Annotated in this window: 23 protein-coding genes; 10 read left to right on the forward strand and 13 right to left on the reverse strand. The window is 55.2% G+C overall.

What is annotated here, in order from left to right; genetic code table 11:
- Positions 1-60 precede the first annotated feature (60 nt).
- Positions 61-561: a hypothetical protein gene (locus SAMA_RS16820; RefSeq protein WP_011761337.1), complete on the forward strand. Its 501-nt coding sequence runs from the start codon at positions 61-63 to the stop codon at positions 559-561.
- Positions 562-586: 25 nt separating this feature from the next.
- Here the strand turns inward: SAMA_RS16820 and SAMA_RS16825 are convergent, their stop codons facing one another.
- Both SAMA_RS16825 and SAMA_RS16830 read right to left on the reverse strand, forming a co-directional pair.
- Positions 587-868, reverse strand: coding sequence for a hypothetical protein (locus SAMA_RS16825; protein WP_011761338.1), 282 nt, complete (start codon positions 866-868; stop codon positions 587-589).
- Between the two features lie 192 nt (positions 869-1,060).
- Complete coding sequence (locus SAMA_RS16830) at positions 1,061-1,570, reverse strand: hypothetical protein (protein WP_011761339.1); 510 nt, start codon at positions 1,568-1,570, stop codon at positions 1,061-1,063.
- A 360-nt stretch (positions 1,571-1,930) separates the two neighbouring features.
- On the opposite strand from SAMA_RS16830, the gene SAMA_RS16835 reads away from it, so the two are divergent.
- The 4 genes from SAMA_RS16835 (at position 1,931) to ric (ending at position 6,782) form a co-directional block, all read left to right on the forward strand.
- Positions 1,931-4,036: a TonB-dependent receptor plug domain-containing protein gene (locus SAMA_RS16835; protein WP_011761340.1), complete on the forward strand. Its 2,106-nt coding sequence runs from the start codon at positions 1,931-1,933 to the stop codon at positions 4,034-4,036.
- Positions 4,037-4,178: 142 nt separating this feature from the next.
- A complete protein-coding gene (locus SAMA_RS16840) occupies positions 4,179-4,967 on the forward strand; it encodes a hypothetical protein (protein WP_011761341.1) in 789 nt (262 codons plus the stop codon).
- 330 nt (positions 4,968-5,297) lie between these two features.
- Positions 5,298-5,684 (forward strand): DUF3718 domain-containing protein, encoded by a 387-nt coding sequence (locus SAMA_RS16845; RefSeq protein WP_011761342.1) that lies wholly within the window; start codon positions 5,298-5,300, stop codon positions 5,682-5,684.
- A 393-nt stretch (positions 5,685-6,077) separates the two neighbouring features.
- On the forward strand, positions 6,078-6,782 hold the full coding sequence (gene ric, locus SAMA_RS16850; RefSeq protein WP_011761343.1) for an iron-sulfur cluster repair di-iron protein: 705 nt from the start codon (positions 6,078-6,080) through the stop codon (positions 6,780-6,782).
- A gap of 23 nt (positions 6,783-6,805) precedes the next feature.
- On the opposite strand, the gene SAMA_RS16855 is transcribed toward ric, so the two are convergent.
- The 4 genes from SAMA_RS16855 to SAMA_RS16870 all read right to left on the reverse strand — a co-directional run bounded on the left by SAMA_RS16855 (position 6,806) and on the right by SAMA_RS16870 (position 10,952).
- A complete protein-coding gene (locus tag SAMA_RS16855) occupies positions 6,806-7,270 on the reverse strand; it encodes an Sbal_3080 family lipoprotein (protein ID WP_011761344.1) in 465 nt (154 codons plus the stop codon).
- Between the two features lie 114 nt (positions 7,271-7,384).
- Positions 7,385-8,284 (reverse strand): DUF72 domain-containing protein, encoded by a 900-nt coding sequence (locus SAMA_RS16860; RefSeq protein ID WP_049758041.1) that lies wholly within the window; start codon positions 8,282-8,284, stop codon positions 7,385-7,387.
- Between the two features lie 254 nt (positions 8,285-8,538).
- Positions 8,539-9,555, reverse strand: a complete 1,017-nt coding sequence (locus SAMA_RS16865; protein WP_011761346.1) for a porin — start codon at positions 9,553-9,555, stop codon at positions 8,539-8,541.
- Positions 9,556-9,614: 59 nt separating this feature from the next.
- Positions 9,615-10,952 carry an MFS transporter gene (locus tag SAMA_RS16870; RefSeq protein WP_011761347.1) on the reverse strand — a complete coding sequence of 446 codons (1,338 nt, stop codon included), beginning with the start codon at positions 10,950-10,952 and terminating at the stop codon, positions 9,615-9,617.
- Positions 10,953-11,210: 258 nt separating this feature from the next.
- On the opposite strand from SAMA_RS16870, the gene SAMA_RS16875 reads away from it, so the two are divergent.
- The 4 genes from SAMA_RS16875 to SAMA_RS16890 all read left to right on the forward strand — a co-directional run bounded on the left by SAMA_RS16875 (position 11,211) and on the right by SAMA_RS16890 (position 16,662).
- The gene (locus SAMA_RS16875) at positions 11,211-12,470 is read left to right on the forward strand and encodes an ABC transporter substrate-binding protein (RefSeq protein WP_011761348.1); all 1,260 of its coding nucleotides are present in this window, start codon (positions 11,211-11,213) and stop codon (positions 12,468-12,470) included.
- Positions 12,470-14,833, forward strand: coding sequence for an ATP-binding protein (locus SAMA_RS16880; protein WP_011761349.1), 2,364 nt, complete (start codon positions 12,470-12,472; stop codon positions 14,831-14,833). Before SAMA_RS16875 ends, SAMA_RS16880 begins: the two co-directional genes overlap by 1 nt.
- A complete protein-coding gene (locus SAMA_RS16885) occupies positions 14,817-16,106 on the forward strand; it encodes a sigma-54-dependent transcriptional regulator (protein ID WP_011761350.1) in 1,290 nt (429 codons plus the stop codon). Before SAMA_RS16880 ends, SAMA_RS16885 begins: the two co-directional genes overlap by 17 nt.
- Before the next feature lie 64 nt (positions 16,107-16,170).
- Entirely contained in the window at positions 16,171-16,662 is a 492-nt protein-coding gene (locus SAMA_RS16890) for an AlbA family DNA-binding domain-containing protein (protein WP_011761351.1), read from the forward strand.
- A 17-nt stretch (positions 16,663-16,679) separates the two neighbouring features.
- On the opposite strand, the gene SAMA_RS16895 is transcribed toward SAMA_RS16890, so the two are convergent.
- The 7 genes from SAMA_RS16895 to lptM form a co-directional block, all read right to left on the reverse strand.
- The gene (locus SAMA_RS16895; protein WP_011761352.1) at positions 16,680-17,267 is read right to left on the reverse strand and encodes a HupE/UreJ family protein; all 588 of its coding nucleotides are present in this window, start codon (positions 17,265-17,267) and stop codon (positions 16,680-16,682) included.
- A gap of 108 nt (positions 17,268-17,375) precedes the next feature.
- A complete protein-coding gene (locus SAMA_RS16900) occupies positions 17,376-18,092 on the reverse strand; it encodes an HAD-IA family hydrolase (RefSeq protein ID WP_011761353.1) in 717 nt (238 codons plus the stop codon).
- On the reverse strand, positions 18,092-18,982 hold the full coding sequence (xerC, locus tag SAMA_RS16905) for a tyrosine recombinase XerC (RefSeq protein WP_011761354.1): 891 nt from the start codon (positions 18,980-18,982) through the stop codon (positions 18,092-18,094). Before xerC ends, SAMA_RS16900 begins: the two co-directional genes overlap by 1 nt.
- 2 nt (positions 18,983-18,984) lie before the next feature.
- A complete protein-coding gene (locus tag SAMA_RS16910; RefSeq protein ID WP_011761355.1) occupies positions 18,985-19,620 on the reverse strand; it encodes a DUF484 family protein in 636 nt (211 codons plus the stop codon).
- Positions 19,617-20,444, reverse strand: coding sequence for a diaminopimelate epimerase (gene dapF, locus SAMA_RS16915; RefSeq protein ID WP_011761356.1), 828 nt, complete (start codon positions 20,442-20,444; stop codon positions 19,617-19,619). Before dapF ends, SAMA_RS16910 begins: the two co-directional genes overlap by 4 nt.
- A 62-nt stretch (positions 20,445-20,506) precedes the next feature.
- Complete coding sequence (gene lysA, locus SAMA_RS16920; protein ID WP_011761357.1) at positions 20,507-21,751, reverse strand: diaminopimelate decarboxylase; 1,245 nt, start codon at positions 21,749-21,751, stop codon at positions 20,507-20,509.
- Between the two features lie 11 nt (positions 21,752-21,762).
- Positions 21,763-21,924, reverse strand: coding sequence for an LPS translocon maturation chaperone LptM (gene lptM, locus SAMA_RS19810; RefSeq protein ID WP_086015277.1), 162 nt, complete (start codon positions 21,922-21,924; stop codon positions 21,763-21,765).
- 80 nt (positions 21,925-22,004) lie between these two features.
- On the opposite strand from lptM, the gene cyaY reads away from it, so the two are divergent.
- Positions 22,005-22,337 carry an iron donor protein CyaY gene (cyaY, locus tag SAMA_RS16930; RefSeq protein WP_011761359.1) on the forward strand — a complete coding sequence of 111 codons (333 nt, stop codon included), beginning with the start codon at positions 22,005-22,007 and terminating at the stop codon, positions 22,335-22,337.
- The last annotated feature ends 20 nt before the right edge of the window (positions 22,338-22,357 follow it).

Raw genomic sequence — 22,357 nt, forward strand, 5'->3', positions numbered from 1 at the left:
TGATAGCGACAGCAACCCGCAAACCCTTTATCCAGATTTTCGCTTTTACAAGGAACAAACATGAACGGACTCTTGAAACTTCTCTTGATAGGGGCGCTGGCCTACGGCGGCTACGACCTGTATCAAAAGCACTATGAGGTACAGGCCGAGCCTGAAGTGGTATGGCAATCCTATGTGCTGGACACAGTTAACATCAGCGTGATGTTTCCCAAGGCCCCCACAGTAGAGCGCAAATCGGTGGAAGGGCACATAGTGGAATGGCAAGGCTCAAGGCACGCGGCCGGCGAGTACACCCTGGTTGTGATACAAAACCCGGATGTAACTCTGGGGGACTATTACCCGAACTCCCTCGTTAACAAGGGCGCCAGACTCAAAGACAAGCGCTTCATCATGGTCGATGGTTACGACGGCTACGAATTCACCCTGGACTATAACGACAAGCTGGTCACCCAGCGGATGATAAGCTTCCACAACGCCATGGTGACCCAGACCGCCATTTACACCGACCACGAAGTCAATAACGGCGACACCGAGAAGTTTTTGTCCTCGCTGTCACTGTAAACGGTGAGCCGGGCTCTTCAGGGAGTCATGCTCTGCGCCCGGCCCTGTCTGTCGCTTTATCTGTAGCCTGTTTGCCCGGGCGTTTTGCCAGCTCCTCGCGGCGAACAAACACAAAGGTGAGATACATCTTGGTGGGCAAGGACAGCGCCATGCCAATGGCCACACACAGGGCGCTGAGGATTATCCCCCTCACCCCCATAGCTTCGACGGCATCGTTAAAGTTATGCAGATAAACGCCAAGCAGAATGAGCGAGATGCCTATCAGCATCACGGTTTTCAGCACTCGAATCAGGGTCTCATCACGCATCTGTGATTTCCCGCCTCTGTTGCAGCACCAGCCCAATGGAGTGTTCTGCAAGCATAAGTTAACTCTGATACAGCCCAAGCTAACCTATTGCGGCAAACTTACCCTGATCTGGATCAGTGATGCGGTTATCGCCTACCCAAAATACAATACCCGGCAATTATGCCGGGTATTGTCATCTGCATTGGCTCAGCATCAGAGTGTCAGCGGTAAGTCATACCAGTCGCCATCGGCAAACTTTACCTGCAACATAGGCTCTTCACTGCCTTCGTACTGAATGCTGCCTTCCACCAGCTGTTTGCCAGCCCCTTCACCGCCACACTCACCCACGGCAAGGCTGTCACTGTCGCTTTCTTCGGTCCCCAGAAGCTGAAAGCCGGTAATTTGTCCCTGCTTATTTTTGCGGGGATCCATGGCCACAGTGGCACTTATCGCATCCGCCGATTCAGACACTGTGTGATATTTGCGGTTTTGCTCCGGGCCTGTCCACCATTCACAGAGCCAAGTCACCTTACCCGCACCAATAAATTGAAAACTTAACTGCGCAGCATTTTGCTGCAAGTCGCTGTTGTTCCAATCATAAATAGACTGAATATCGCCCTTGCCCACAAAACCCACACCATGTTCGTCGTAGGTGACCGCAGCCATGGCTGCAGGCAAATTCACCATAGTTAACAGCACGACTCCCAGTGCAACTCTTTTCATCGCCATTCTCCCTGAGTGATAAGTGCAGGTTGCCACATTCTCGGTGGTAACCTCGCGTCCTCAATATCCATTACAGAACAGAATACTGTCAACGGGGCGTGTCAAAAAATTGTCGCACGCTATGCCGTTGACGATACCCGGCTATTCAAGCCAACCTGCCCATAGAGGCTTTATGGCCGTGGGAGATGCAGCACTGGGCTTTTCTATGTGCACCGGAGGCACCCAGGCAAGACACGGCCTGCTAATTCAGCCTTCACTGTTACTGCGACAATTTGCCACACCTTGGTCACATAGGTTGCTGCCTATAATGGCCGCGCTTTTTGCCCATGCCAAAACAACAGCAACAGCGAGGCCCATCCAATGCACAATGCTTTGTTTCTTAAAAATAAACTCTTTATTGCTCTGTCAGTCACCTTAGGCGCTTTCCCCGGTATTTCCCTGGCGATGCAGGCCCCCTTATCCGATATCGAACACCTCGAGGTCGCAGGCCAAAGGCCCGGTGACCATCAGCAGCTTGGCAGCGCCGAGCGTCTCCTCGGTAAGCAGGGGGTGGACTTTTCTGCCGCTGGCGGCATGGCCGCGCTGCCGGTACTGAATGGCATGATGGGCGATCGCATCAAGATACTGGTGGATGGCGCTGACGTATCTGCGGCCTGCGCCAACCAGATGAACCCGCCCCTGTCGTACGTGTCTGCCAGTCAAATCCGCAGCGTCAGCGTGGTGGCAGGCGTCTCGCCGGTGAGCCTGGGGGGCGACAATATTGCCGGTGTGATTAAGGTCAGCAGCCTGGTGCCCCGCTTCGGCCAGTCTGACTCAGTGCAATGGGAACAGGGTTCTCTGTCTGCCGGATGGCGCAGTATCAGCCACAGCCAGACCTATAGTGCCAGCGCCTCGGCGAGCAGCAAAGACTTGAGCTTTGAGTACCGCGGCGCCTTTGAAGATGCCGAAAGTTACCGGGACGGCCATGGCAACAGAGTCACAGATACCCTGTTCCGCGCCCAAAACCACAGCTGGCTCGCGGCTTGGCAGGACGAGGGCCAAACCCTGGCGCTCAAGCTGACCCATCAGTACATCCCCTTTGAAGGTTTTGCCAACCAATACATGGATATGACTGATAACAAGGGCTATGGGGCACAGCTTAATTATGACCGCAAGCTGGCCAGCGAGGGCGAGTTCAGTGCCCAGCTCAACTGGCATCTGGTACAGCACAAGATGGGCTTTTTCAGCGATGAGAAGCCGGGCAAGATGCCCATGGAAACCGAAGGCAGCGACTACAGCTATCAACTGGCCTGGCGCCTGCCTGAGAGTGACGGCGATGTTTGGCTCTGGGGCCATGAGTTTTTTAACCAGCGCCTCGACGACACCTGGCCTGCGGTGCCCGGCTCCATGATGATGGGTCCCATGGATTATGTGAACATTCAGGATGGGCTGCGCCGCCGTGTTGCCCTCTATGGCGAGTGGCAACATAACTTCAGCCCCCGTTGGTGGTTATCATCCGGCGTACGATTTGAATATGTGACCACCAACACGGGTGAGGTGCAGCCCTATAGCCGCATGCCTGTAATGGGCATGCCTAATCCCGATGCCGCAGCGGCATCCACCTTTAACAGCAGCTACCGCAAGCAGTCGGATGCGCTGCTTGATGCCACTGTGCTGGCCCGTTATCAGGGGGGAGACAACTGGCAACTTGAGCTGGGGCTTGCCCGGAAAAATCGTGCCCCTAACCTGTACGAGCGCTACAGCTGGGGCCGGGGCGTAATGGCCAGCACCATGGTGGGCTGGTTTGGTGATGGCAATGGCTATGTGGGCGACATCAATCTGCGCCCGGAAACCGCCCATACCCTGAGCCTGGCCTACAGCTATGCCGGGGAGGATATGCAACTGGGCGCCGCCGCTTGGTACAGCGACATTCGGGACTATATCGATGTGGAGGTAATTGGCAGCTTCAGCCGTGGCGGCACCGATGGCAGCCGTAATCTGCTGCAGTTCACCAATCTGGATGCCAGGCTGTATGGGGCAAATCTGTACGTCAACTATCGGCTTAGCGAAGGCCAGAGCGGCCGCTGGAGCGTCGAGGCCGAAGCCACCGCCCTGAGGGGCGAGCGCAAAGACGGCAGTGAGCCTTTGTACCAAATCAAGCCCCTTGAAACCCGCCTGGCGCTGGCCCATCGTCTGGGTGACTGGCAAACAGCGCTCGAATGGCAATGGGTTGCCACCAAGGATGAGGTAGACAGCCGCCGCCTGGAAAATACCACCGACAGCTATTCACTGCTGAACCTGGAAAGTCGCATCACCTGGCAATCACTGACCCTGACTCTGGCGCTGAATAACCTGCTTGGACACTACTATCAGCTGCCTTTGGGTGGTGTCAGCGTGGCCGACTACCGCAACAACAAGGACGCGGGATTTGCCCCGTTGGCGGGGGCTGGTCGCTCACTGGAGTTGTCTGCAAGCTATCGTTTCTGAGCAGGCTGCGGGTGCCGGAGTATCTCTGGGCCTCAAAGTCCAGGCATAGGTTGGCATTCACCTCTATTATTCAATAAGATAGGCGGCGCACACCGGCGGGCACGACACTCTGCCCGCCAATCCATTGAATAAGGATGTTTCAATGTTAAAAGCTGCCGAACCGATCCTGCCCGCCTTTACCCGCCGCCCGCGATTGAGGTTGGTCAGCGTCGTCGCCCAGGCTGTCACTGCTGAGCTTAATTTGGGTCAGCTTGCCACAGTCTTGCTCGTAATGAGTCTTGGCGGCTGCGGTTATCGCTTTGCCCCCAACGACAATCATTATCCCGAGATAAGCGACCGCATTGTTTCGGCCAAGGTCAGTTTTGTAGGCAGCTTATACACCCCCACCCTGCCCAATCGCTGGCAACTGATGTTGTCCATGGAGTTTCCGGTGACCGGCGGCGTGACCTCAGAAGTCCCCAGCGACAGGCGCTTTTACCTCATTCAGGAATACTCGCCCAGCCTGGCGGGCAAGATGGGTGATAACACAGCCCCCGATGCCTACCCCGCCTCGCCGTTCGATTACCAGGAGAAAAAGTCCCGCAGCGGCCAATGGCGCTTCTCTCCCGAACGCTGCGAGCTTAAGCTTTACACCCGAGCCGGTAACTGGATGGCAACCCTGAGCGGCGACCTTGCACCCTACACCAGTCTTCATCCCCAATGGGGAAAAACCACCAGGCATATGCTCAGGTGGCGCCTTACCGACACCGACAGAGAAGACTTGCAAGGCCTTGCGTTTTATCATGCCGAACGTGCGCTGCTGTGCGACCAGACTAAGGCCTGGCTGGAAGCCAACGAACCGGAGAATCAGGCACTGAAATGGCGCAGGGTCGATTTAACCCTGCCACCGCCAGCCCCCCTTCCTGCGGGTCGGCAATCACTCCAAGACTGAAATCCCGGTGAACAACACCAGCGGTATTGTGCTTATTTATACCGCATCGCCTTAAGCGGATGCGCTTGGCGCCGAACTTTACACCCACGCAGATGTTAAATCTGTTTCTGGCGACATTCATAGACACATTCGCTTACTCAGCGACATTCAGCCATACAGAATTTCCATTCGGATACAAGTCTCCTACAAGCGGTTACAGCTTTTCCCCGTGGAAGTTTCTACAGTGAAATTGCCGTGGAGCATGCCTTTATAGATGAGCCCCACAGGTAAGTCCTACAGCGCCCACCACAGGGTCAGGAACTTGATAGGTCATCATTGAAGGAACAAACTATGAAAGCTCGCATATTATTTATACCCGCATTACTGCTGGGATTAACCGCCACAGCAGGCGCCACCGAATACCGCTTTATCGCCGTCGACAACAGCCCCGAAACTCAGATGTGTGTCGCAGCAGGCAGCAATAAGGTGACCAAGCTGCGGATGCAGTTCAACGAAGCCAGCGGCAGTCCCCGCTACCATGCCAACAGCATTCGCTGCAACGACAGGAGCATTGCCCAGTTCGCTCATGCCTATGGTGCTGACAAGGCCTATGACTATTTGGCCTCTCACTCTCGGGATAAAAACCGGGTGATAGAAAGCGTGACAATTAAAGATCTGTCAGCTGCCGCAAGCCAAAACAGTGACGAGATTGTTTATATCCGGGTGTCTTCACGCTAAGCCGGTTGTAACAATCGACAAGGTCTCCACCGGGTGAACCCCTTGTACGGCCGCGATCTGGCCGACAGGGCCCCGGCGAACCTGATGGGTTATCCGCCTCGCCGCCAGGCCCGTCCACACTCGCTTACGATCGCGTACGCTCACGGGCACGCACACTATCTCTGTCTGCCTTTCTCTGTCTGCCTTTCTCTGTCTTTCTCTCTTGCTTTCTCACTTTCTCGTTCTCGCGCTCGAATCGCAATGCGGGCATCGGTAGTTTGCTGCCACCGCTACTCCTTTTGGCATAAATTGGCCCCAATGCTGTGATTAACCCAGCAAAATACTCAAGTTTATATTGCCGCCGCGAGCGCGCATTTTTAACATGCATACAGATTGCAGCTAAAGGAGCGCATTATGTATTCACAGGCTTTACTCGAATGTTCGGTTGGCGAATTGGTAGCGCAGGACTACAGGCGTGCCCATGTGTTTTCCCGCTTTGGCATCGATTTTTGTTGTGGCGGCGGCCGTCCCCTCAAAGAAGCCTGCGACAGGGCTGACGCTGACCCATCCGAGGTGATGCAGGCGCTGTTACATAGCGCTGCCACTGGCGCTGCTGAAGACCAGCTGGACAAGCTACCTCTGGCGGAACTCATTGATTATATTGAGGCTACCCATCACACCTATGTGAGGGAAAAGGCCCCCTTGCTGCTGGAATATGCCGCAAAAATGGTTCGTGCCCATGGCGAAAACTACAGCGAGATTAAACCGCTGGCAGGTTGGATAAGGGCCTTGGTGGACGACCTGATGCCCCATCTGCTCAAAGAAGAGCAAATCCTCTTCCCCGCTATTCGCGCCCTCGCGGCCGGTGAACAGGTCAATGGCTGCTTCGGTCATATTGGCAATCCGGTCAGGGCCATGGAGTATGAGCATGAAGACGCGGGCAACGTGCTTAAAAAACTGAGAGAGTTAACCGGGGATTTCACACCGCCACCCCATGCCTGTACCACCTGGCGCATCTGCTACCACACACTGGCCGAGTTTGAAGCGGATCTGCATCGCCATATTCATTTGGAAAACAATGTGTTGTTTCCAAAAACACTGAAGCTCACCCAGGGGTGAGCTTCACAAGCTAAACAGGATTATCAGGGCGCCACATGCCAGGGGCCGCCCAAGGTAACGGCTGATTGCTTGTGGGCAAGCAGCTGTTCAACCAGTTCACGGATTTTGGGCTCGGCGTCAATAAACTTACCCATATTGGCGCCCCCCATGCGGGCATCATAAATGGCCTCACCATCCAGTTTACCCTCATGAAAAACTTTGATTTCGGCGTAAACCAGATACAGTGCCAAATCCCATGCCCAGCTGGCTGTATAGGTGGCCGTCCATTCGCAGCCATCCCGGGCATCCAGCTCTTTTACCACCCGATAGTTGATTTGCTTCTCCCGCAGCACCTTTTCCATTTCCAGCAAAAATCCTTCCCGCACATCCGGATTTTCCACAATGCAGATAGCGGCCTGAGTATCGAGATTGACGGGATCGACATGCTGCTTGATGGTGCAGGCAGACAATGCGCCCATTGCCATTACCATGATGATGATATTTTTCATTATTACCCCCAGAAACACTGAGTTCCCCGACGGTCAGGGTCAGGGCTCTTAAGGTCCAACCTGTCGAGCCCTATAACAAATATAAAGCAGGAACCTCTGTCAGAGCGGACTTTATTACTGGAGCCCAAGGCCAATTTGACCACCGTCAGATTCGGCGCTATCGAGCATCACCGAAGGTATAGGCAGTCCGGGGTGCAATGCCTGCAGATGTGCGGCAACCTGCTTCGCCAGCTCGCTTGCAAGCAGTGGGGCATCGCTGTTGTCCGGGGTATGAATAAAGAGATAAGGAGAGCGACCTTCGGCCAGCCAACCGGCCAGTTTGCCAAGCCAGGGGGCGAAAAACGCCAGATTATCGGCGCAGCCAAGGTCGGCGGGTTTGCCCCCCGGCCCCCAAGCTGCAGGCGTATGGGGCTGGGCGATAAAACGCACCACCGGATGGGCCCCCGTGGCAAGAGGATGCACAGGCACCCGTGGTTTTTTCTGGTGGGCATCGGTTATCGCCTCGTTGATGGCTGGCAGGGCAAACACGGGCCGTGTATCCATGATGATGCGATTGATGCCCTTGTCCATCAACAGGCGATTGAAGTCTTTCTCGGCCTCTCCCTTGGCGAAAAACGCCCTGTGGCGTACCTCAACGCCAAGACCAATCCCCTCGGGCAACAATGACAGAAACTGTGTCAGCACAGATAAAGATTCAGGGCCGAAACGGGCCGGCAACTGGATTTTCCACACCCCGGTTTTGGCCATCAAAGGCTCAAACAACCGAAAAAACTGCAGTACTTCCTCGCGGCAATTACGCAGTGAAAGCTCGTGGGTAATGCGTCTTGGCAGTTTGAAAGTAAAACGAAAGTCTTCCGGTGTCGCCCTTTGCCAAATGCTTACCTGCTGCGCCGATGGCAGGGCATAAAAGCTGGTGTTGCCTTCCACTGTGCCAAATACCCGGCTGTAAGCGGTCAGCCGCGCTTCGGCATCCAAACCGGGAAACACGGTTTTCCAACCGGGATGGGACCACATGGCCATACCGATGCGGATTGTTGGGGTCTCGGGGAGTGACATATGGGCTGACGGATAGAAAGGGTTGGCCAACCTTAACCAAAGCGGCGGGGCTTGTCACGACAGCGGCCTGACATGAGCCATGATCAAACAGAAAAACAAGGTAAAAAGTGGCCGTCGGTGAAGAGGCGCCCGACGGCCATTGCCCAGGGTGAAGGAGCAATCACGAGCCAATGCCCGCTTGAGATAGAAGTTACAGTGGAAACAATCAGGGATTAAAAGTCGTAGCGAATCCCCAGGGTGATAAGGTCGTCATCGAGGGAGACATTCACACCATCGAGCAACAGATCACCATCGTAGCGGGTGTAATGACCATAGATTTGAGTGCTCTTGGCCAGTTTATGGTTAACACCCACACTCAGCTGGTTCAAATCGACATCCGCCACTTGAGACGTGCTGCCACTGGTTTGAGACTTGATGAAGTTTGATACGTACTTTCCAAGTCCCGCATCATCGTGGCCGTAGACCAGCTTGAGGTCGGTCTTGCCAATGCTATAGGTCACGTTGGCGTAATAACTGTTGCCGTCCAGGTTGGACTTGCTCTGGTGCTCACTCTGCTGGTACAGGCCGCCCAGCATCAAATCGCCCAGCTTGATTTGCCCTACAACACGACTGGATTCAATGCTCTTCAGACCATCGTTGTAGGCGAACGCCAGATACCAGTCCTGTTTCTTCAGTTTGGCGTCGCCAAGGGTGGCGGAAATGGCATAGGCTGCATTGCTGCTGTCATAATTGTCACTGACGAGGTACGTACCGTTCAGGGTGACCAGCTTTCCGAGTTTAGGGGAGTTGAAGGTCACGCTGTCCCCGAAACGGTCTTGCCCTGGCAACAACTGGTTTATATCTGAGTTGAGACCGTTGAAGGCGTCAACAGTGCCTTCAGCTGTTTTGAAGACGCTGTCGTTGCGACCGAAGCTCACGGCACCGAAATCGGTTTTCACCCCAATGTAGGTGTTACGGGGTTTGAAGGTTTTGCCTGAGTTATCGAAGTTATCCACTCCAAACTCCAGCTTGTAAAACACCTCCAGCCCTTCGCCTATGGCTTCGCTGCCTTTTACCCCAATACGGGAGGAGTTGTTTTCCAGTACGGTACCGGCCTTGCCATTTTGGGCGGCTACGCCCAGGTCAGAGTCGGTCACCGACAGGTTGATACGGCCATAAAAATCCGCATCGGCGGCCAGTACAGCGCTGCCGGGAGCAAGCAGTGCCAGTGCAATAAGTGCTTTGTACATAATGAAATTCCTTACGCGATTGGTTTGCTTCGGGCCACCCGCAGGTGGCCCGGCCGTTATCAGTAATCCACTACCTTCTTGGCATTCCACACACTCATGGCGAGGAACATGGACACCACGGCAGCGGCCAGCCAGAAGTACTGGGCGGTGGAGAAGTCGTAGTGTTTCACGCCGTCTACTTCGTGAATTTTGATAAGCGAGGCAGACACGATTTCCTGGGCAGAGGCGGCGATATAGGAGCACAGGCCGATAAAGCCTTTCACCGCGCCCACGGCAGTCTTGGGCATCAGGTCACAGGCGGTAAGACCGGCCAGGAACACCACCAGACCACCGATGGCATAACCAATCAGACCCAGGGCAACGGCATCCATCACCCGACTTTGAGGGCCCCAGAACATCAGGCACAGACCAGCAATGTTGGCCAGACCGTACAGCAGGGTTGGAATGTGACGGTTGGCGTTAAACACCTTGTCAGAGATAATCCCGGCCAGAATGGCCCCGGCGAAGCCGGCGATGGGGTAAGCCGACATGGCAAAGCCCGCATCAATCAGGCTGTAGCCCTTTTCTTCCTGCAGATACAGCACGGCCCAGGAGCTCATGGCATAGCGGGAGATATACATGGCCGCACAGGCAAGGGCGATGATCCACACGGTAGGCTGCTTGAGGATAAACAGCTGAGCGCGGCGGATTTCCTTGGGGTCAACCTTCTTCTTGATTTCAGCGTCTTCACCATAGGCAACGGCTGGCTCTGGCAGACCATAGGTTTGTGGTCTGTCTTTGAGCACGAAGTACATGGCGATGGCCGCAGCAAAGGTAGCGATACCGGCACCCACAAAGCCCGCTCTCCAACCGAAGAAGCTCACTACGGTGGCAGTCAGAATCCAGGTGATACCCTCACCAATGTTGCGAGAGCCGCCCCAGATGGAGTACACAGAGCCCCGCTGTTTAGGCGAGAACCACTGGAAAATCGACACGCACGAAGGCGCACTGCCCACCGACTGGAACCAACCATTCATCGCCCATAAGAGGATGAAGAAGAAGGTGGCGGTGTTCATACCCATAAACAAACAGGTGATGGCCGACAGACCCAACGACACCGACATAAAGCGACCGATGTTGGCGTAGTCCGACAGGAAACCGTTGGAGAACTTACCCACGGCATAGGTTAAGAAAAATGCCGAGCCTATGATCCCCAGTTCATCCAGGGTCACAATGCCGGCGTCCAGCATAGGTTTTTTTGCGACGTTCAAACTCATGCGGGCGACGTAGAACATGGCATAACCCAGCACCAGTCCCAAGAACACCTGCCATTGATATTTTTTATAAATAGAGCGGATTTTTTCCGGTGTCCCTTCAATCAGGGGCTGATCCGGCCGCGTTTTGAAAAAGTCCAGCATCTGCCTTCCTCCCACGTTTAAGTTGCTCGTTCGCCGGGATCCGGCTCCCGACTCGCCAGCATCTTTTCAGGCACAATCGCAGGGCACAAAAGCAGCAAACTGAGTCAGAATTAACTCAAAAGGCAGAATTTCCGGGTCAAAATTGGAATGGCTACACTCACCCTTGAAGACAGATTGTTGGAAAATAGGCCAACCTTGAGTCATAACCGACTCATCAGGTTGTAAAAAACGTTAAAAATTGATTAAAAAGTTTGAGCCATGACACAAAAAAAACTGCTCGCCCTACTGTTGATGCTCTGGCTTGGCTGGCCAAATACCGGCCAGGCGAAAGAGAATTGCCTGGTGATCCTCACCTCTTTCTCCGAGCTGCCATTTAAAGGATTGGTGGATAAGTTCTCGGCCAAAGAGCAGTGCGAAGTGCGGGTGATATACCGCCGCACCCTGCCTGCCATCCGGCTGCTGACCGACGAGAACCAACCCCGCATCGATTTGGTGGTGTCATCCTCCCCCACTCTGTTCCAGACCCTGCATCAACAACACCTGCTGGCACCTTTAGGGGAACTGCCCGCGGCCCCCGCCTGGCTTAAACGCCACAGTCTGCCAGCTTCCGACTATGTGCTGCCGGTGGCCTATTCAGGGATTGGGCTGATGTTCAACCGCGACTACTTGAATAAACACGGCCTGCCACAACCCCGCAGTTGGCAGGATCTGGCCCAGCCCGGGTTTAACGGCCATGTGATGATGAGTTCGCCCAGCCATTCCGGCACTACCCATATGATGGTGGAAAACATATTGCAATCAGAAGGGTGGGACGCGGGATGGGGACTGTTGATGCGCATAGGTGGTAACCTCGCCTCGTTGTCGGCCCGCAGTTTTGGGGTCAGCGATGCCATCAGCCGTGGCTTGGTGGGCGCAGGGCCCGTGATAGATAACTATGCCAGTGTGGCCCGCAGCCATTTTGATTATGTGGGCTTTACCTATTTGCCCGATACCGTGATTCTGCCCACCTACTGCGGCCTCACCGCCAAGGCTGAACACGCCGCCAAAGCCCGAGAGTTTTTAAGCTTTTTACTGTCGCCCGAGGGGCAGGCTATTCTCACCGAGCCCGAATTTGCCAAAACGCCACTGAGTGACGGCAAGCTGGCCAACAGCACTGCCTTTGTTATCGAAAAACAGCAACTTTTTATACGCAACAACGTGATTAAGGCGCTGTTTGAACAGGCCATCGCCCAGCAACTGCCCAAGCTTCGCTATACCTGGCTTGCCATCATCAAGGCACAGGGTGCCATGAAAGATACGCCGAAAAACCATGAGGTACTGACCCAGGCCATTGCCCTTGCCAGTAGGGTGCCCATCAGCGAGGCCGAAGCCATGTCGCCCGATTTGCAGACGGTATTTGCCGACTACGAGCAACAGCCCTCGGCGCAGATGGAGCGCACCATGCAGGATTGGCGCATGCAGGTGGCACAGCAGCTTGAGCAGGCCATGGCACTGGTTCGCACCCTGGAGTACCCCTGATGTCCAAGTCTCACTCACCCCTTGGCAGAAGGCTCTTTATTGCCTTTTCGGCCATGTTGGGGCTGACACTGTTGGTCGGCCTGACCAGCCTGCTGATGTGGGACCGACTGAGTGCCCGGGTCAGCAGCATCATCAGTGAAAGCGTGCCCACCATCAATGCTACCTACACACTGGAACGTGCCAGCAACAGGCTGTTGCAGCTTTTGGGACAACTGCCCGGCGCCGAGGATGAAATCACCCTGCTGACCATGGAGCGGCAGGTATCCGAAGCCATGGGTGAACTCGAAAATGCCTATCTGGTCAACCTGCACAGCGACGATGAGCGGGCACTGCAACAGGCCCGCTTCGGTGAGCTTGAAGCATTAATCCACAACCAGAGTCAGCTCCTGCGACACCAACTCACCCTGGCGCAGCATCTTTCGTCGCAGCAAAAGCAGCTGGCGCGACTGCATCAGGATTTAACGGATGAAATGACGCCGCTGCTGCAGGAAGTGGCCTGGCACTTAAGCGCCCAGCTTGGCAACCGCACCTCGGCCACTACCATCACTTCTGTGCTGCAGGAATTTTCGGTGCTGCAAAATATCGCCTTGAAAGAAAACGAGATTCATCAGCTCAGCACCGAGATTATCAACCAGCGCCATCAAAGGGAGCTGGAGCATGCCTTCTCGTTTATTGGTTTTCAAATCGACGAGTTGAAGCTGCTCACCACTCAGCTTGCCGCCTACCCATCGACTGTGAGCCATCGCCAGATATTGCAGGAACTGGTGGATCTGGTGAAACCCGGTGGAGCCCTGCATCAACTGCTCGGCGAAGACGTGGGAAACCAACTTAAAATCAAATCATTGCAACCAAAGATCAATGAGCTTATTCAGCCCTATCATGCCCAGGTGGTGACCGCCGTCGCTCAAGCCAACACCAACCTGGAGTCATTGGTGCAAGCCACCAACCGCCAGGTAAGCCAGGGCAAAGCCTGGCTGCTGCTTATCCTCACAGGGGCACTGATCTTAAGCACCTTTGTGCTGACCGGCCTGATTTCACGGCGCCTGATTGGCCGCCTGAATCTGCTTAGCGAGGATTTGGCAAAGGTGTGCAGCAACGACCTGTCGAGCCCTCTTAGCGTGCGTGGTAGAGATGAAATTGGCCGCCTCGGCGAGCAGTTGCTGCAGTTTCGCGCCCAGCGGCAACTGATGGACAAAACCAATGCACTCAACCTGATTAACAACACCCAGGCCTGCCTTATCACCTGTCTGATGGACGGCACCATAGAATCGGTCAACCCCACTGCGAGAAAGTTGTTACCCCTTGGAACTGAACCTGAGCAATCGCTGCTGTGGCAGGCCTTTCCCCCTGCGGCGGCTCAGCAGCTGGCAGACCAGTTTGCCCCCGGCAGTACCTTACAAGGGCTCGGTCAAAGCCATTGTCTGCTGGAGCTGGGCGACGATGATCGGCGGGCCTTCTGGCACTTCGATTTTCGCCGCTATGAGCAAGCGGGGGAGTTTAAGACCATTATCACCATCACAGACATGACCCGTCAGGAGCTGAATGCCCGCGAGCTGTCGGAGCGGGTTGCCGAACGAACCCGGGATCTTAAGGAAAAAAATCAGCAGCTTGAGCAAGAAGTAGAGCGTCGCACCCAGGCGCAGAACGACCTGTTGCGCGCCCAGGATGAACTCATTCAGGCCGCCAAGATGGCGGTGCTGGGCCAGGCCATGACCAGTATGGCCCATGAGTTGAACCAGCCACTGTCGGCTATTTCCACCTTCCTCTACACCAGCCGTATGGCCGCCGAACAAGGCGATACAGCCCTGCTTACCGACAATCTGGAACGTATAGGTCAGCTGAGTAAACGGATGCACCGCATCGTGGGCGCCTTGAAAGAATTTGCCCGCAAGAGCCCGCAAACCCGGGTCAGGGAAGCCGTTTCACTGGGCACCATAGCCGATAATGCCCTGCTGCTGCTCGCCCCCCGGATAAAACGCGAGAATGTGCAGGTAGAAAGCCACCTCGACAGCAGCCTCTGTGTTATCGGCGACCCGGTTGAGATAGAACAGGTGCTGATCAATCTGTTGGTCAATGCGCTCGATGCCATTGCAAGCTGCGAGCAAAAGCACATCCTTATAGAACAGTTCCCACAACCCGGCAGCACCCTTTTAGCCATTCGCGACAACGGCCACGGTTTTCCCGATGCTGTGTTGCAAAAGCTGTTTTCGCCTTTTGTTACCACCAAAGAAGTGGGGCTGGGCCTCGGACTTTCGATTTGCCGAACCCTGATGGAACGCCAGGAAGGCGATATCCGCCTTGCCTGCGCTATGGACGGCAACACCCTGATGCTGTTGGAGTTTACAAATGTCCCATCTGCTTAAACCCAAGCCTAATCTGCTGCTTATAGACGATGATGAAGACGTACTGGACGCTTGCCGCCAGTTGTTTAACTTATCCGGCTATCAGGTGCGGGCAACCAACTCACCGCAGAAGGCACTGGAGGCATTGAGCCGCGACTGGGACGGAGTGGTCATCAGCGACATCTATATGCCCGCCATGCATGGCCTGGATTTGCTGGCAGCCGTGCACCATATTGACCCACAGATCCCTGTCATCATGATCACGGGGCACGCCGATATTCCTCTGGCGGTGAAGGCCGTAAAACAGGGCGCCGCAGACTTTATCGAAAAGCCCCTCGACCCGCCGACCTTTCTTGCCCTGGTAAAAAAGGCCGCCACCCAACGCCATCAATTGATTGGCCAGCGGCAGAACATTCAGGACTCTCTGGCCGGTCAGCTCCTTGGCAGCAGCGCCCAAATCAATGATCTGCGGGAACAGCTCGGGCAACTGGCCTTAACCGACAGAGACGTGATGCTGGAGGGGCCTCGGGGGGTTGGCCGAAATACCCTGGCGGCCTTGCTGCACAAACTGGGCCCCAGGGCAGAAGGGCCACTGCAACAGCTCGAATGCGCTCTGGTGGAAAGTCCGGAAAAACTGCAACAGGCGGTGGACGCGAGCCGCGGCGGCACCCTGATCCTGAGGGAGCTTGAGCATCTACCCACCGACAGCCAGCGCTGGCTGGCAAGCTTTCTCCTCGATCAGGAACGCAGGGGCAACAAAGAAGTGCGCACCATCGCCATTCTGGAAAGTCAGCCCGAAACCCTGGTACAGGAGCAAACCCTCACCCCCGAGTGCTTTTATTATTTCTCCCAGGTCAGGCTGCGTCTGCCGGCCCTGTGCGAACGACCAAGCGATATAGTGCCGCTGTTTATGGCCTTTTTGAAAGAAAGCTGCCGCCGCCTGTCCCGTAAGATGCCCACGGTGGAAAATCGCTACCTGGACAATCTCAAGCAGCACAGCTGGCCCGGCAACGTGCGGGAACTTCGCAACGTGGCCGAGCTCTATGCGGTGGGGATAGTCAAACTGGCCAATGTGCAGCGAATTGCGGCGGCGCCCTCTGTAAAAGGCCCATTGGATGAGCTGGTGGACGACTATGAAAAGCGCCTGATAGAAGATGCGTTGTTTCTGTTCTCTGGCCGGGTATCAGAGGCGGCAGACTACCTTAACGTGCCCCGTAAGAAATTGTATTTAAGGATGAAAAAGTACGGCCTCGATAAGGAATGTTTTAAGCCGGTGAAGCCGGGGCGGGGCTAAGGGTCACTGGCCATGGGGCAAAACCCGTGTTATATCAGGGAAAAGAGCAATTCAAGGACAGCCCATGACCCAATTTGCCCTCGATGATATTCAGCATCTGCGCGAGTCGGTACAGGTGGAGTTTAAACTCGCTGCCGGCCGCGATGGCCAGGGACAGCTGCCTGAAGGCATGTGGGAAAGCTATAGCGCCTTCGCCAACACCCTCGGCGGCGAGATCATTTTGGGGGTGCGGGAGTCTCAGGGCGACTTCTCTATCGAGGGCATAGCCAATCCACTGCCCATGCTGGAAGACATCTGGCGCATTCTAAAAGACCCGCGCCGGGTGTCCTGCAATGTACTGTCCCCCACCGACGTTCAAATTATTGAACTTGCAGGTAAAAAACTGATTCGTCTTCATGTGCCCGAGGCCTCCGTCCATCAAAAGCCGGTTTTCCTCGGACCGGATCCCTACACAGGCACCTTCTTTAGGGTGGATTCGTCGGATATGCGCGCCAGCCGGCGTCAGGTCAGCCAGTTGCTGAAAAAGCAGCGCCGACTGTGCCCGCCGGAACAATAGGCGTCGAGACAATAGCCTCAGAAAAACCACAGCAGCAGCCCAAGGGACGTGATGATCCCCCCAAGCCCACGCAGTAAGGGTTTGGGCTGGTCTATCAGGCTTAAATACCAGGCTACCGCGCCCCCGAATAACATGATCGCCACTGTGCCAACGCTTATCCCCAGGGTGTACCAGACGGGGTTTGCCCCCATGGGAATTTCCGTGCCATGGGCATGACCATGAAACAGAGCGAAAATCCCCACCAGAGCCTGAGCAAACGAGAGCGGTACGTCGCGCCCCATCAGCAAGGCCAGTCCCAACAGGATCCCTGACAGTGCTATGCCCGGCTCTACCCAGGGCATGGGCACCTGCAGCAAACCAATGATGTCACCAAAGATAAAAAACAGTAAAAAGGCCAGTGGCACAGACACCCGCGCCCTTCCGCCGAGCTGCATGCCTATGAGGCTGGCGGCAAAAATGGTCAACAGATGATCAAGCCCGAGGAAGGGATGGATTGCACCCGCCAGAAACCCGCCATTGGCGTAAATATCGTGGGCAGCAGCTGGCCATGCCACCATGGTTAAGATGACAAATACCAATGAAAAAATGACTTTTGGCCTGAGCATGTGCTTTCCCCTTTCCTTTGAGGAAGTTATAGGCTATCAGGTCAGCAATGTTAAGGAAATGATAAATTCAGACTGAATTCGTATCGGGATGCTTGGATGCCCAGCGATTTACAGCAGTGCCAGCAAGGCATCCAGTCGCTGAATTTGCAGGTGAGGCAATGGCGATGCCAGTGGGCCTGGTTCGACTCCTCCATGGGCAGGATTGAGCAGCACGGCCTGACACCCGGCCTTGAGTGCGCCCACCACATCGGCGCTGTGGCTGTCCCCCACATGGAGCAACTGCTCAGACGCTATGCCAAGGCGATTGCATCCCATCCGGAACAAATCGTCCACAGGTTTCATCCTTACACCACTGCCCGCGGCAAGCACAAACACCAGCCGGTCTCCCAGACCTATACGCTCCGGGTCGACATTGCCATTGGTGAGGCCTATCAGTGGGTATTTTTGCCCGAGTTTTGCCAGCAGCTGCAACGAGCTTTCAGGTACCCGAAAGTGGCTGCGGGCCCTGATAAATTCATCCATCACGGCGCCGGCAGCCGTTGTGGCGTCCGCTTCGGACAAACCAAAATAAAGCAGACCTGAATGCAGAGTCAGCAATCGCAGTGCCGTTGGGTCGTGTGCCAGCACGGGATGATGCGCCAATACCCTGAGCTTATGATGGCGCCATTCGTCCCGCCCCCAGGCCTTGGTCACGGGATAATGGCGCGCAAGGTACATCAGCTGCGCCAGCTCCGCGGCCATAATCACGGGGCGGTTGTCGTACAGGGTGTCGTCCAGGTCAAAACTGATGGCGGCAATGGGCTTAAGGCGACGAAATATCTGCATCAATCCCCCTTTTTGCGCGCTCTAGGGTGGGCGCCATCATACACCTTGGCCAGATGCTGAAAGTCGAGACTGGTGTAAATTTGTGTGGTGGCAAGATTGGCGTGACCCAACAATTCCTGAACAGCCCGCAAGTCGCCACTGGACTCCAGCATGTGCGTCGCGAAGGAATGCCTGAGTTTGTGAGGGTGCACTCCAACGCTGAGCCCCTGTATTTGCGCCCATTTCTCCATTCTCGCCTGAATACTGCGATGGGAAAGCCTGCTGCCACGGCTAGACACAAACAAGGCATCGTCCTGGCAAGGCATTTGATTCCTGACCTTCAGCCAATCGCCAATGGCCGCCAACGCGACACTGCCCACAGGCAGGATCCGCTCCTTGCTGCCTTTACCAATAACCCTCACCTCCCGGCTCTCGCGATCAAGGTCTTTCACATCCAGCGCCGCCAGTTCGGCCAGACGCAGGCCACAGGAGTAAAAGAGCTCCATAATGGCTTTGTCACGCAGTGCCAGGCCATCTTCCGGAGGAATATCCAGCAGGTGATTGACCGAATCAGGGTCAAGGTTTTTCGGCAAGGTTTTGGACTGCTTCGGTGCACTGAGGGTGGCCGCAGGGTTGGTGTCTATCAGCCCCTCTTTTAACAGAAACTGACCAAACTGCTTGAGTGCCGACGCGGTAAGCGAAAGAGATCGCGGCGACAGCCCCTGGCGATGCAGCCGGGCCATCAGACCGCTGAGGTCCTGGCGACTCAACTGCTGCCAGCTTCGCTGTCCCAGTAGCGTATCGGCGCGTTCCAGCTCAAAGCGATAATTACGCACTGTCATGGGCGATAATTGTCGCTCGGTGGCAAGGTAGCGGGTAAAACGTTCCAGCCAGCTGGCTTGGTCGGCCATAATCAGAGCCTTGGCAGCAGATGGTCCAAAATCCGCCGTAGTTGATCCAACAGCAAGTTGTCCATCTCGGGATGAAAATGCGCCGGGTCCTGACTGGCGATGGCAAATACCACCTGACCACAATGTTCGGATAAACGTGTCAGTGCCACTGAGCCCACTTCAGAACCAAATAAACGCCGCGATTCACTGGCGGTAAGACGGCCGAAGTAATGACCGCGGGCGAGACGGTTACTCCAGATGGCAGACAGTTCACTGTCCACATCGTGCACAGTGATAAGCCTGACGTGGGTAAAGCCAAACTCGCTCATCAATGCCTGAGACAGAATCTGCCTTACATCGCCCAGGTCTTCACTCTCCAGCAGCTTGAATTGCAAATCGTTGTTAAAGCGAAATATTTTTTCGTTTCTGCGGGCCTGAGTCATCAGGGCAGTAATTTCTTCTTCAAGCTGGGCCACGCGGTTTCGGTACATTTCCTGACGGCGCTCAAGCAGCGATACTGTGCCCCGCTCGGTGTGAGACATGCGCATCGCCAGCAAGAGTTCTGGATAACGACCAAAAAAGTCAGGGTTATCAATCAGATACTCGCGAATTATCTGCTCATCAAAGGGCGCTTCCGTCCTGTGCTTTGGATCTGTCATAACTGGATTTGTCCGTCGTATACCTGTTGTGCCGGGCCTGTCATCCACAGGGGCTTACCTTCACCTTCCCAGTTGATGGTCAAACTGCCACCGGGTAAGTCTACCCGGACACGGCTGCCCAATTTCCCCTGAAGCTGCCCCACCACGGCGGCTGCGCAGGCACCGCTGCCACAGGCGAGGGTCTCGGCGGCCCCCCGCTCGTAGACTCTGAGCTTGATATGGTCTGGGGCCACAACCTGCATAAAGCCCACGTTAACACCTTTGGGAAAACGTTCGTGGCGTGTCAACTGGGCGCCCACGTCTGCAACCGGAGCCTGGGTAATATCATCCACTTCCAGCACCACATGGGGGTTGCCCATGGACACAGCACCACATAAAAAGGTTTGTTGAGCCGACTGAAGCAGATAGGTTTTTTCAAATTTTTTAGCTTTAAAGGGGATTTGTGCCGGGTCGAGAATGGGAACGCCCATATTCACAGTCACGCCACCATCGCGTTCAAGGCGCAGTGTCATCTTGCCTGCACTGGTACTAACCTTGATTTTATGCTTTTGGGTCAGCCCTTTATTGCGAACGAACCGGGCAAAGCAGCGGGCACCATTGCCACACTGTTCCACCTCACTGCCATCGGCATTGAAGATGCGATAGTGAAAATCCAGGTCCGGATCGTAGGGCGGCTCAACCAACAACAGCTGGTCAAACCCGATACCGAAATTGCGGTCGGCCAGACGACGAATTTGTTCCGGCGAGAAGAACACGTTCTGGGTCACACCATCGACAACCATAAAGTCGTTGCCCAGACCATGCATCTTGGTGAAGTGGATCAAGCTATGCTTCCTTAGCGCCGGGCCAGTGCTCCGGCGCCCAAAAATCGGGTACTTTCCCCAGTTTACGGCAGGAGTTGCTCTCCTTGCCAGAGCTGACTGAGTTTTTCCCGCTCGCGCACCACATACGCCTTGTCGCCATCGACCATCAGCTCAGCGGCGCGGGGGCGGGTATTGTAGTTCGACGCCATGGTAAAACCGTAGGCACCGGCGCTGCGTACCACCAGAAGATCGCCACTGCCCGCCGCCAACTCACGGTCTTTACCGAGGAAATCACCGGTCTCACACACAGGGCCAACCACGTCACAGCGGGTAGTCGGCTCATTGGTTTTGACTGCAGGAATGATGTTTTGCCAGGCGCCGTAAAGCGACGGGCGGATAAGGTCATTCATGGCGCCATCGACAATCACAAAGCGTTTGTCGCCATTATCCTTGGTGTAAAGCACCTGAGTAACAAAGATACCGGCGTTGGCGGCAATGGCACGGCCGGGCTCGAAAATCAGCTTAAGCGGGCGGCCATTGAGCTTCTCAAGAATCGCAGCGGCATACACATCCGGATGCGGCGGGGTTTCACCGTTGTAGGTCACACCAAGGCCGCCACCTACATCGAAGTGTTCAATCACAATGCCCTGCTCTGCCAGACGGTCAATCAACGCCAGCATGCGGTCCATGGCATCGAGGAAGGGCTTGAGTTCGGTCAGCTGCGAACCAATGTGACAATCCACCCCCTTCACTGCCAGATTCGGCAACGCGGCGGCGCGGGCAAACAGGGCCTCCGCCTCCTCCATGGGAATACCGAATTTGTTTTCTTTCAGGCCGGTAGAAATATAAGGATGGGTACCTGCGTCCACATCGGGGTTAACACGCAGCGACACTGGCGCCACCTTGCCAAGACGACCAGCCACTTCATTCAGGAGCTCAAGCTCGGCGCCGGATTCCAGGTTAAAGCACATAATGCCGGTATTGAGCGCCAGCTCCATCTCGGCCACGGTTTTGCCCACCCCGGAAAATACGACTTTGGCTGGGTCACCGCCGGCTTCGAGCACGCGGCTAAGTTCACCACCGGAGACGATGTCGAAACCACTGCCAAGCCGGGCCAGCACATTGAGCACCGCCAGGTTGGAGTTAGCTTTTACCGCATAGCAAATCAGGTGTGGATGGCTCGCTACAGCACCATCGAAGGCGTGCCAGTGGCGTTCGAGGGTGGCACGGGAATAAACGTACAGGGGCGTGCCATGTTCGGCTGCGAGACCTGCCACATCGCACTCTTCGGCAAACAGCCGCTCTTCACGATAGAGAAAATGATCCAAGATAGAGGTCCTTATTGTTTGCGCGCATCGGTGCTGGGAGTATCGGCTGCCACTGGCGCTGCCGGTTGCTGGGCCTGATTATCGGGAGCAGGCGGTGTCTTGTAGAGCGGACCTTTCTGGCCACAGCCCAATAGCAGCAGGCTAACAAGCAATAGGGATAAATACAGTCTCATTTTTCTCAACTTCAATGCATAAGGCGCGGGTTTGGCTTTATAATCGCACTCAAGCCCAAGATTGAAAAGGATCAACACACATGGCGATGACAGACACAGAGTTTCACCATTTGGCCGACGAGATGTTCAATATCATTGAAAGCGCCATCGAAAACGCCATCGACAATGAAGATGCTGACGTGGACATCGACAGTTCCGGCGGGGTGTTACAACTGACTTTCGACGATAATTCCAAAGTCGTTATCAACAAGCAGGAACCGCTGCACGAAATCTGGCTGGCAACCCGCTTTGGTGGCTATCACTTTGGTTTTAAAGAGGGTAAATGGATTGACGAGCGTAACGGCGGTGCCGAATTTATGCCGTTTTTGAAAGAATCCATCAAGCGCCAGGCCAATCTGGACCTGTGCTGGTAAGCAGATCACAGCGTCAGTTG

Source organism: Shewanella amazonensis SB2B (assembly GCF_000015245.1).
Lineage (GTDB): Bacteria > Pseudomonadota > Gammaproteobacteria > Enterobacterales > Shewanellaceae > Shewanella > Shewanella amazonensis.

Bases quoted from the DNA above. Each gene is read 5' to 3' on its own strand.
- SAMA_RS16820 (WP_011761337.1), top strand. From the start codon at position 61: ATGAACGGACTCTTGAAACTTCTCTTGATAGGGGCGCTGGCCTACGGC.
- SAMA_RS16825 (WP_011761338.1), bottom strand. From the start codon at position 868: ATGCGTGATGAGACCCTGATTCGAGTGCTGAAAACCGTGATGCTGATA.
- SAMA_RS16830 (WP_011761339.1), bottom strand. From the start codon at position 1,570: ATGAAAAGAGTTGCACTGGGAGTCGTGCTGTTAACTATGGTGAATTTG.
- SAMA_RS16835 (WP_011761340.1), top strand. From the start codon at position 1,931: ATGCACAATGCTTTGTTTCTTAAAAATAAACTCTTTATTGCTCTGTCA.
- SAMA_RS16840 (WP_011761341.1), top strand. From the start codon at position 4,179: ATGTTAAAAGCTGCCGAACCGATCCTGCCCGCCTTTACCCGCCGCCCG.
- SAMA_RS16845 (WP_011761342.1), top strand. From the start codon at position 5,298: ATGAAAGCTCGCATATTATTTATACCCGCATTACTGCTGGGATTAACC.
- ric (WP_011761343.1), top strand. From the start codon at position 6,078: ATGTATTCACAGGCTTTACTCGAATGTTCGGTTGGCGAATTGGTAGCG.
- SAMA_RS16855 (WP_011761344.1), bottom strand. From the start codon at position 7,270: ATGAAAAATATCATCATCATGGTAATGGCAATGGGCGCATTGTCTGCC.
- SAMA_RS16860 (WP_049758041.1), bottom strand. From the start codon at position 8,284: ATGTGGTCCCATCCCGGTTGGAAAACCGTGTTTCCCGGTTTGGATGCC.
- SAMA_RS16865 (WP_011761346.1), bottom strand. From the start codon at position 9,555: ATGTACAAAGCACTTATTGCACTGGCACTGCTTGCTCCCGGCAGCGCT.
- SAMA_RS16870 (WP_011761347.1), bottom strand. From the start codon at position 10,952: ATGCTGGACTTTTTCAAAACGCGGCCGGATCAGCCCCTGATTGAAGGG.
- SAMA_RS16875 (WP_011761348.1), top strand. From the start codon at position 11,211: ATGACACAAAAAAAACTGCTCGCCCTACTGTTGATGCTCTGGCTTGGC.
- SAMA_RS16880 (WP_011761349.1), top strand. From the start codon at position 12,470: ATGTCCAAGTCTCACTCACCCCTTGGCAGAAGGCTCTTTATTGCCTTT.
- SAMA_RS16885 (WP_011761350.1), top strand. From the start codon at position 14,817: ATGTCCCATCTGCTTAAACCCAAGCCTAATCTGCTGCTTATAGACGAT.
- SAMA_RS16890 (WP_011761351.1), top strand. From the start codon at position 16,171: ATGACCCAATTTGCCCTCGATGATATTCAGCATCTGCGCGAGTCGGTA.
- SAMA_RS16895 (WP_011761352.1), bottom strand. From the start codon at position 17,267: ATGCTCAGGCCAAAAGTCATTTTTTCATTGGTATTTGTCATCTTAACC.
- SAMA_RS16900 (WP_011761353.1), bottom strand. From the start codon at position 18,092: ATGCAGATATTTCGTCGCCTTAAGCCCATTGCCGCCATCAGTTTTGAC.
- xerC (WP_011761354.1), bottom strand. From the start codon at position 18,982: ATGGCCGACCAAGCCAGCTGGCTGGAACGTTTTACCCGCTACCTTGCC.
- SAMA_RS16910 (WP_011761355.1), bottom strand. From the start codon at position 19,620: ATGACAGATCCAAAGCACAGGACGGAAGCGCCCTTTGATGAGCAGATA.
- lptM (WP_086015277.1), bottom strand. From the start codon at position 21,924: ATGAGACTGTATTTATCCCTATTGCTTGTTAGCCTGCTGCTATTGGGC.
- cyaY (WP_011761359.1), top strand. From the start codon at position 22,005: ATGGCGATGACAGACACAGAGTTTCACCATTTGGCCGACGAGATGTTC.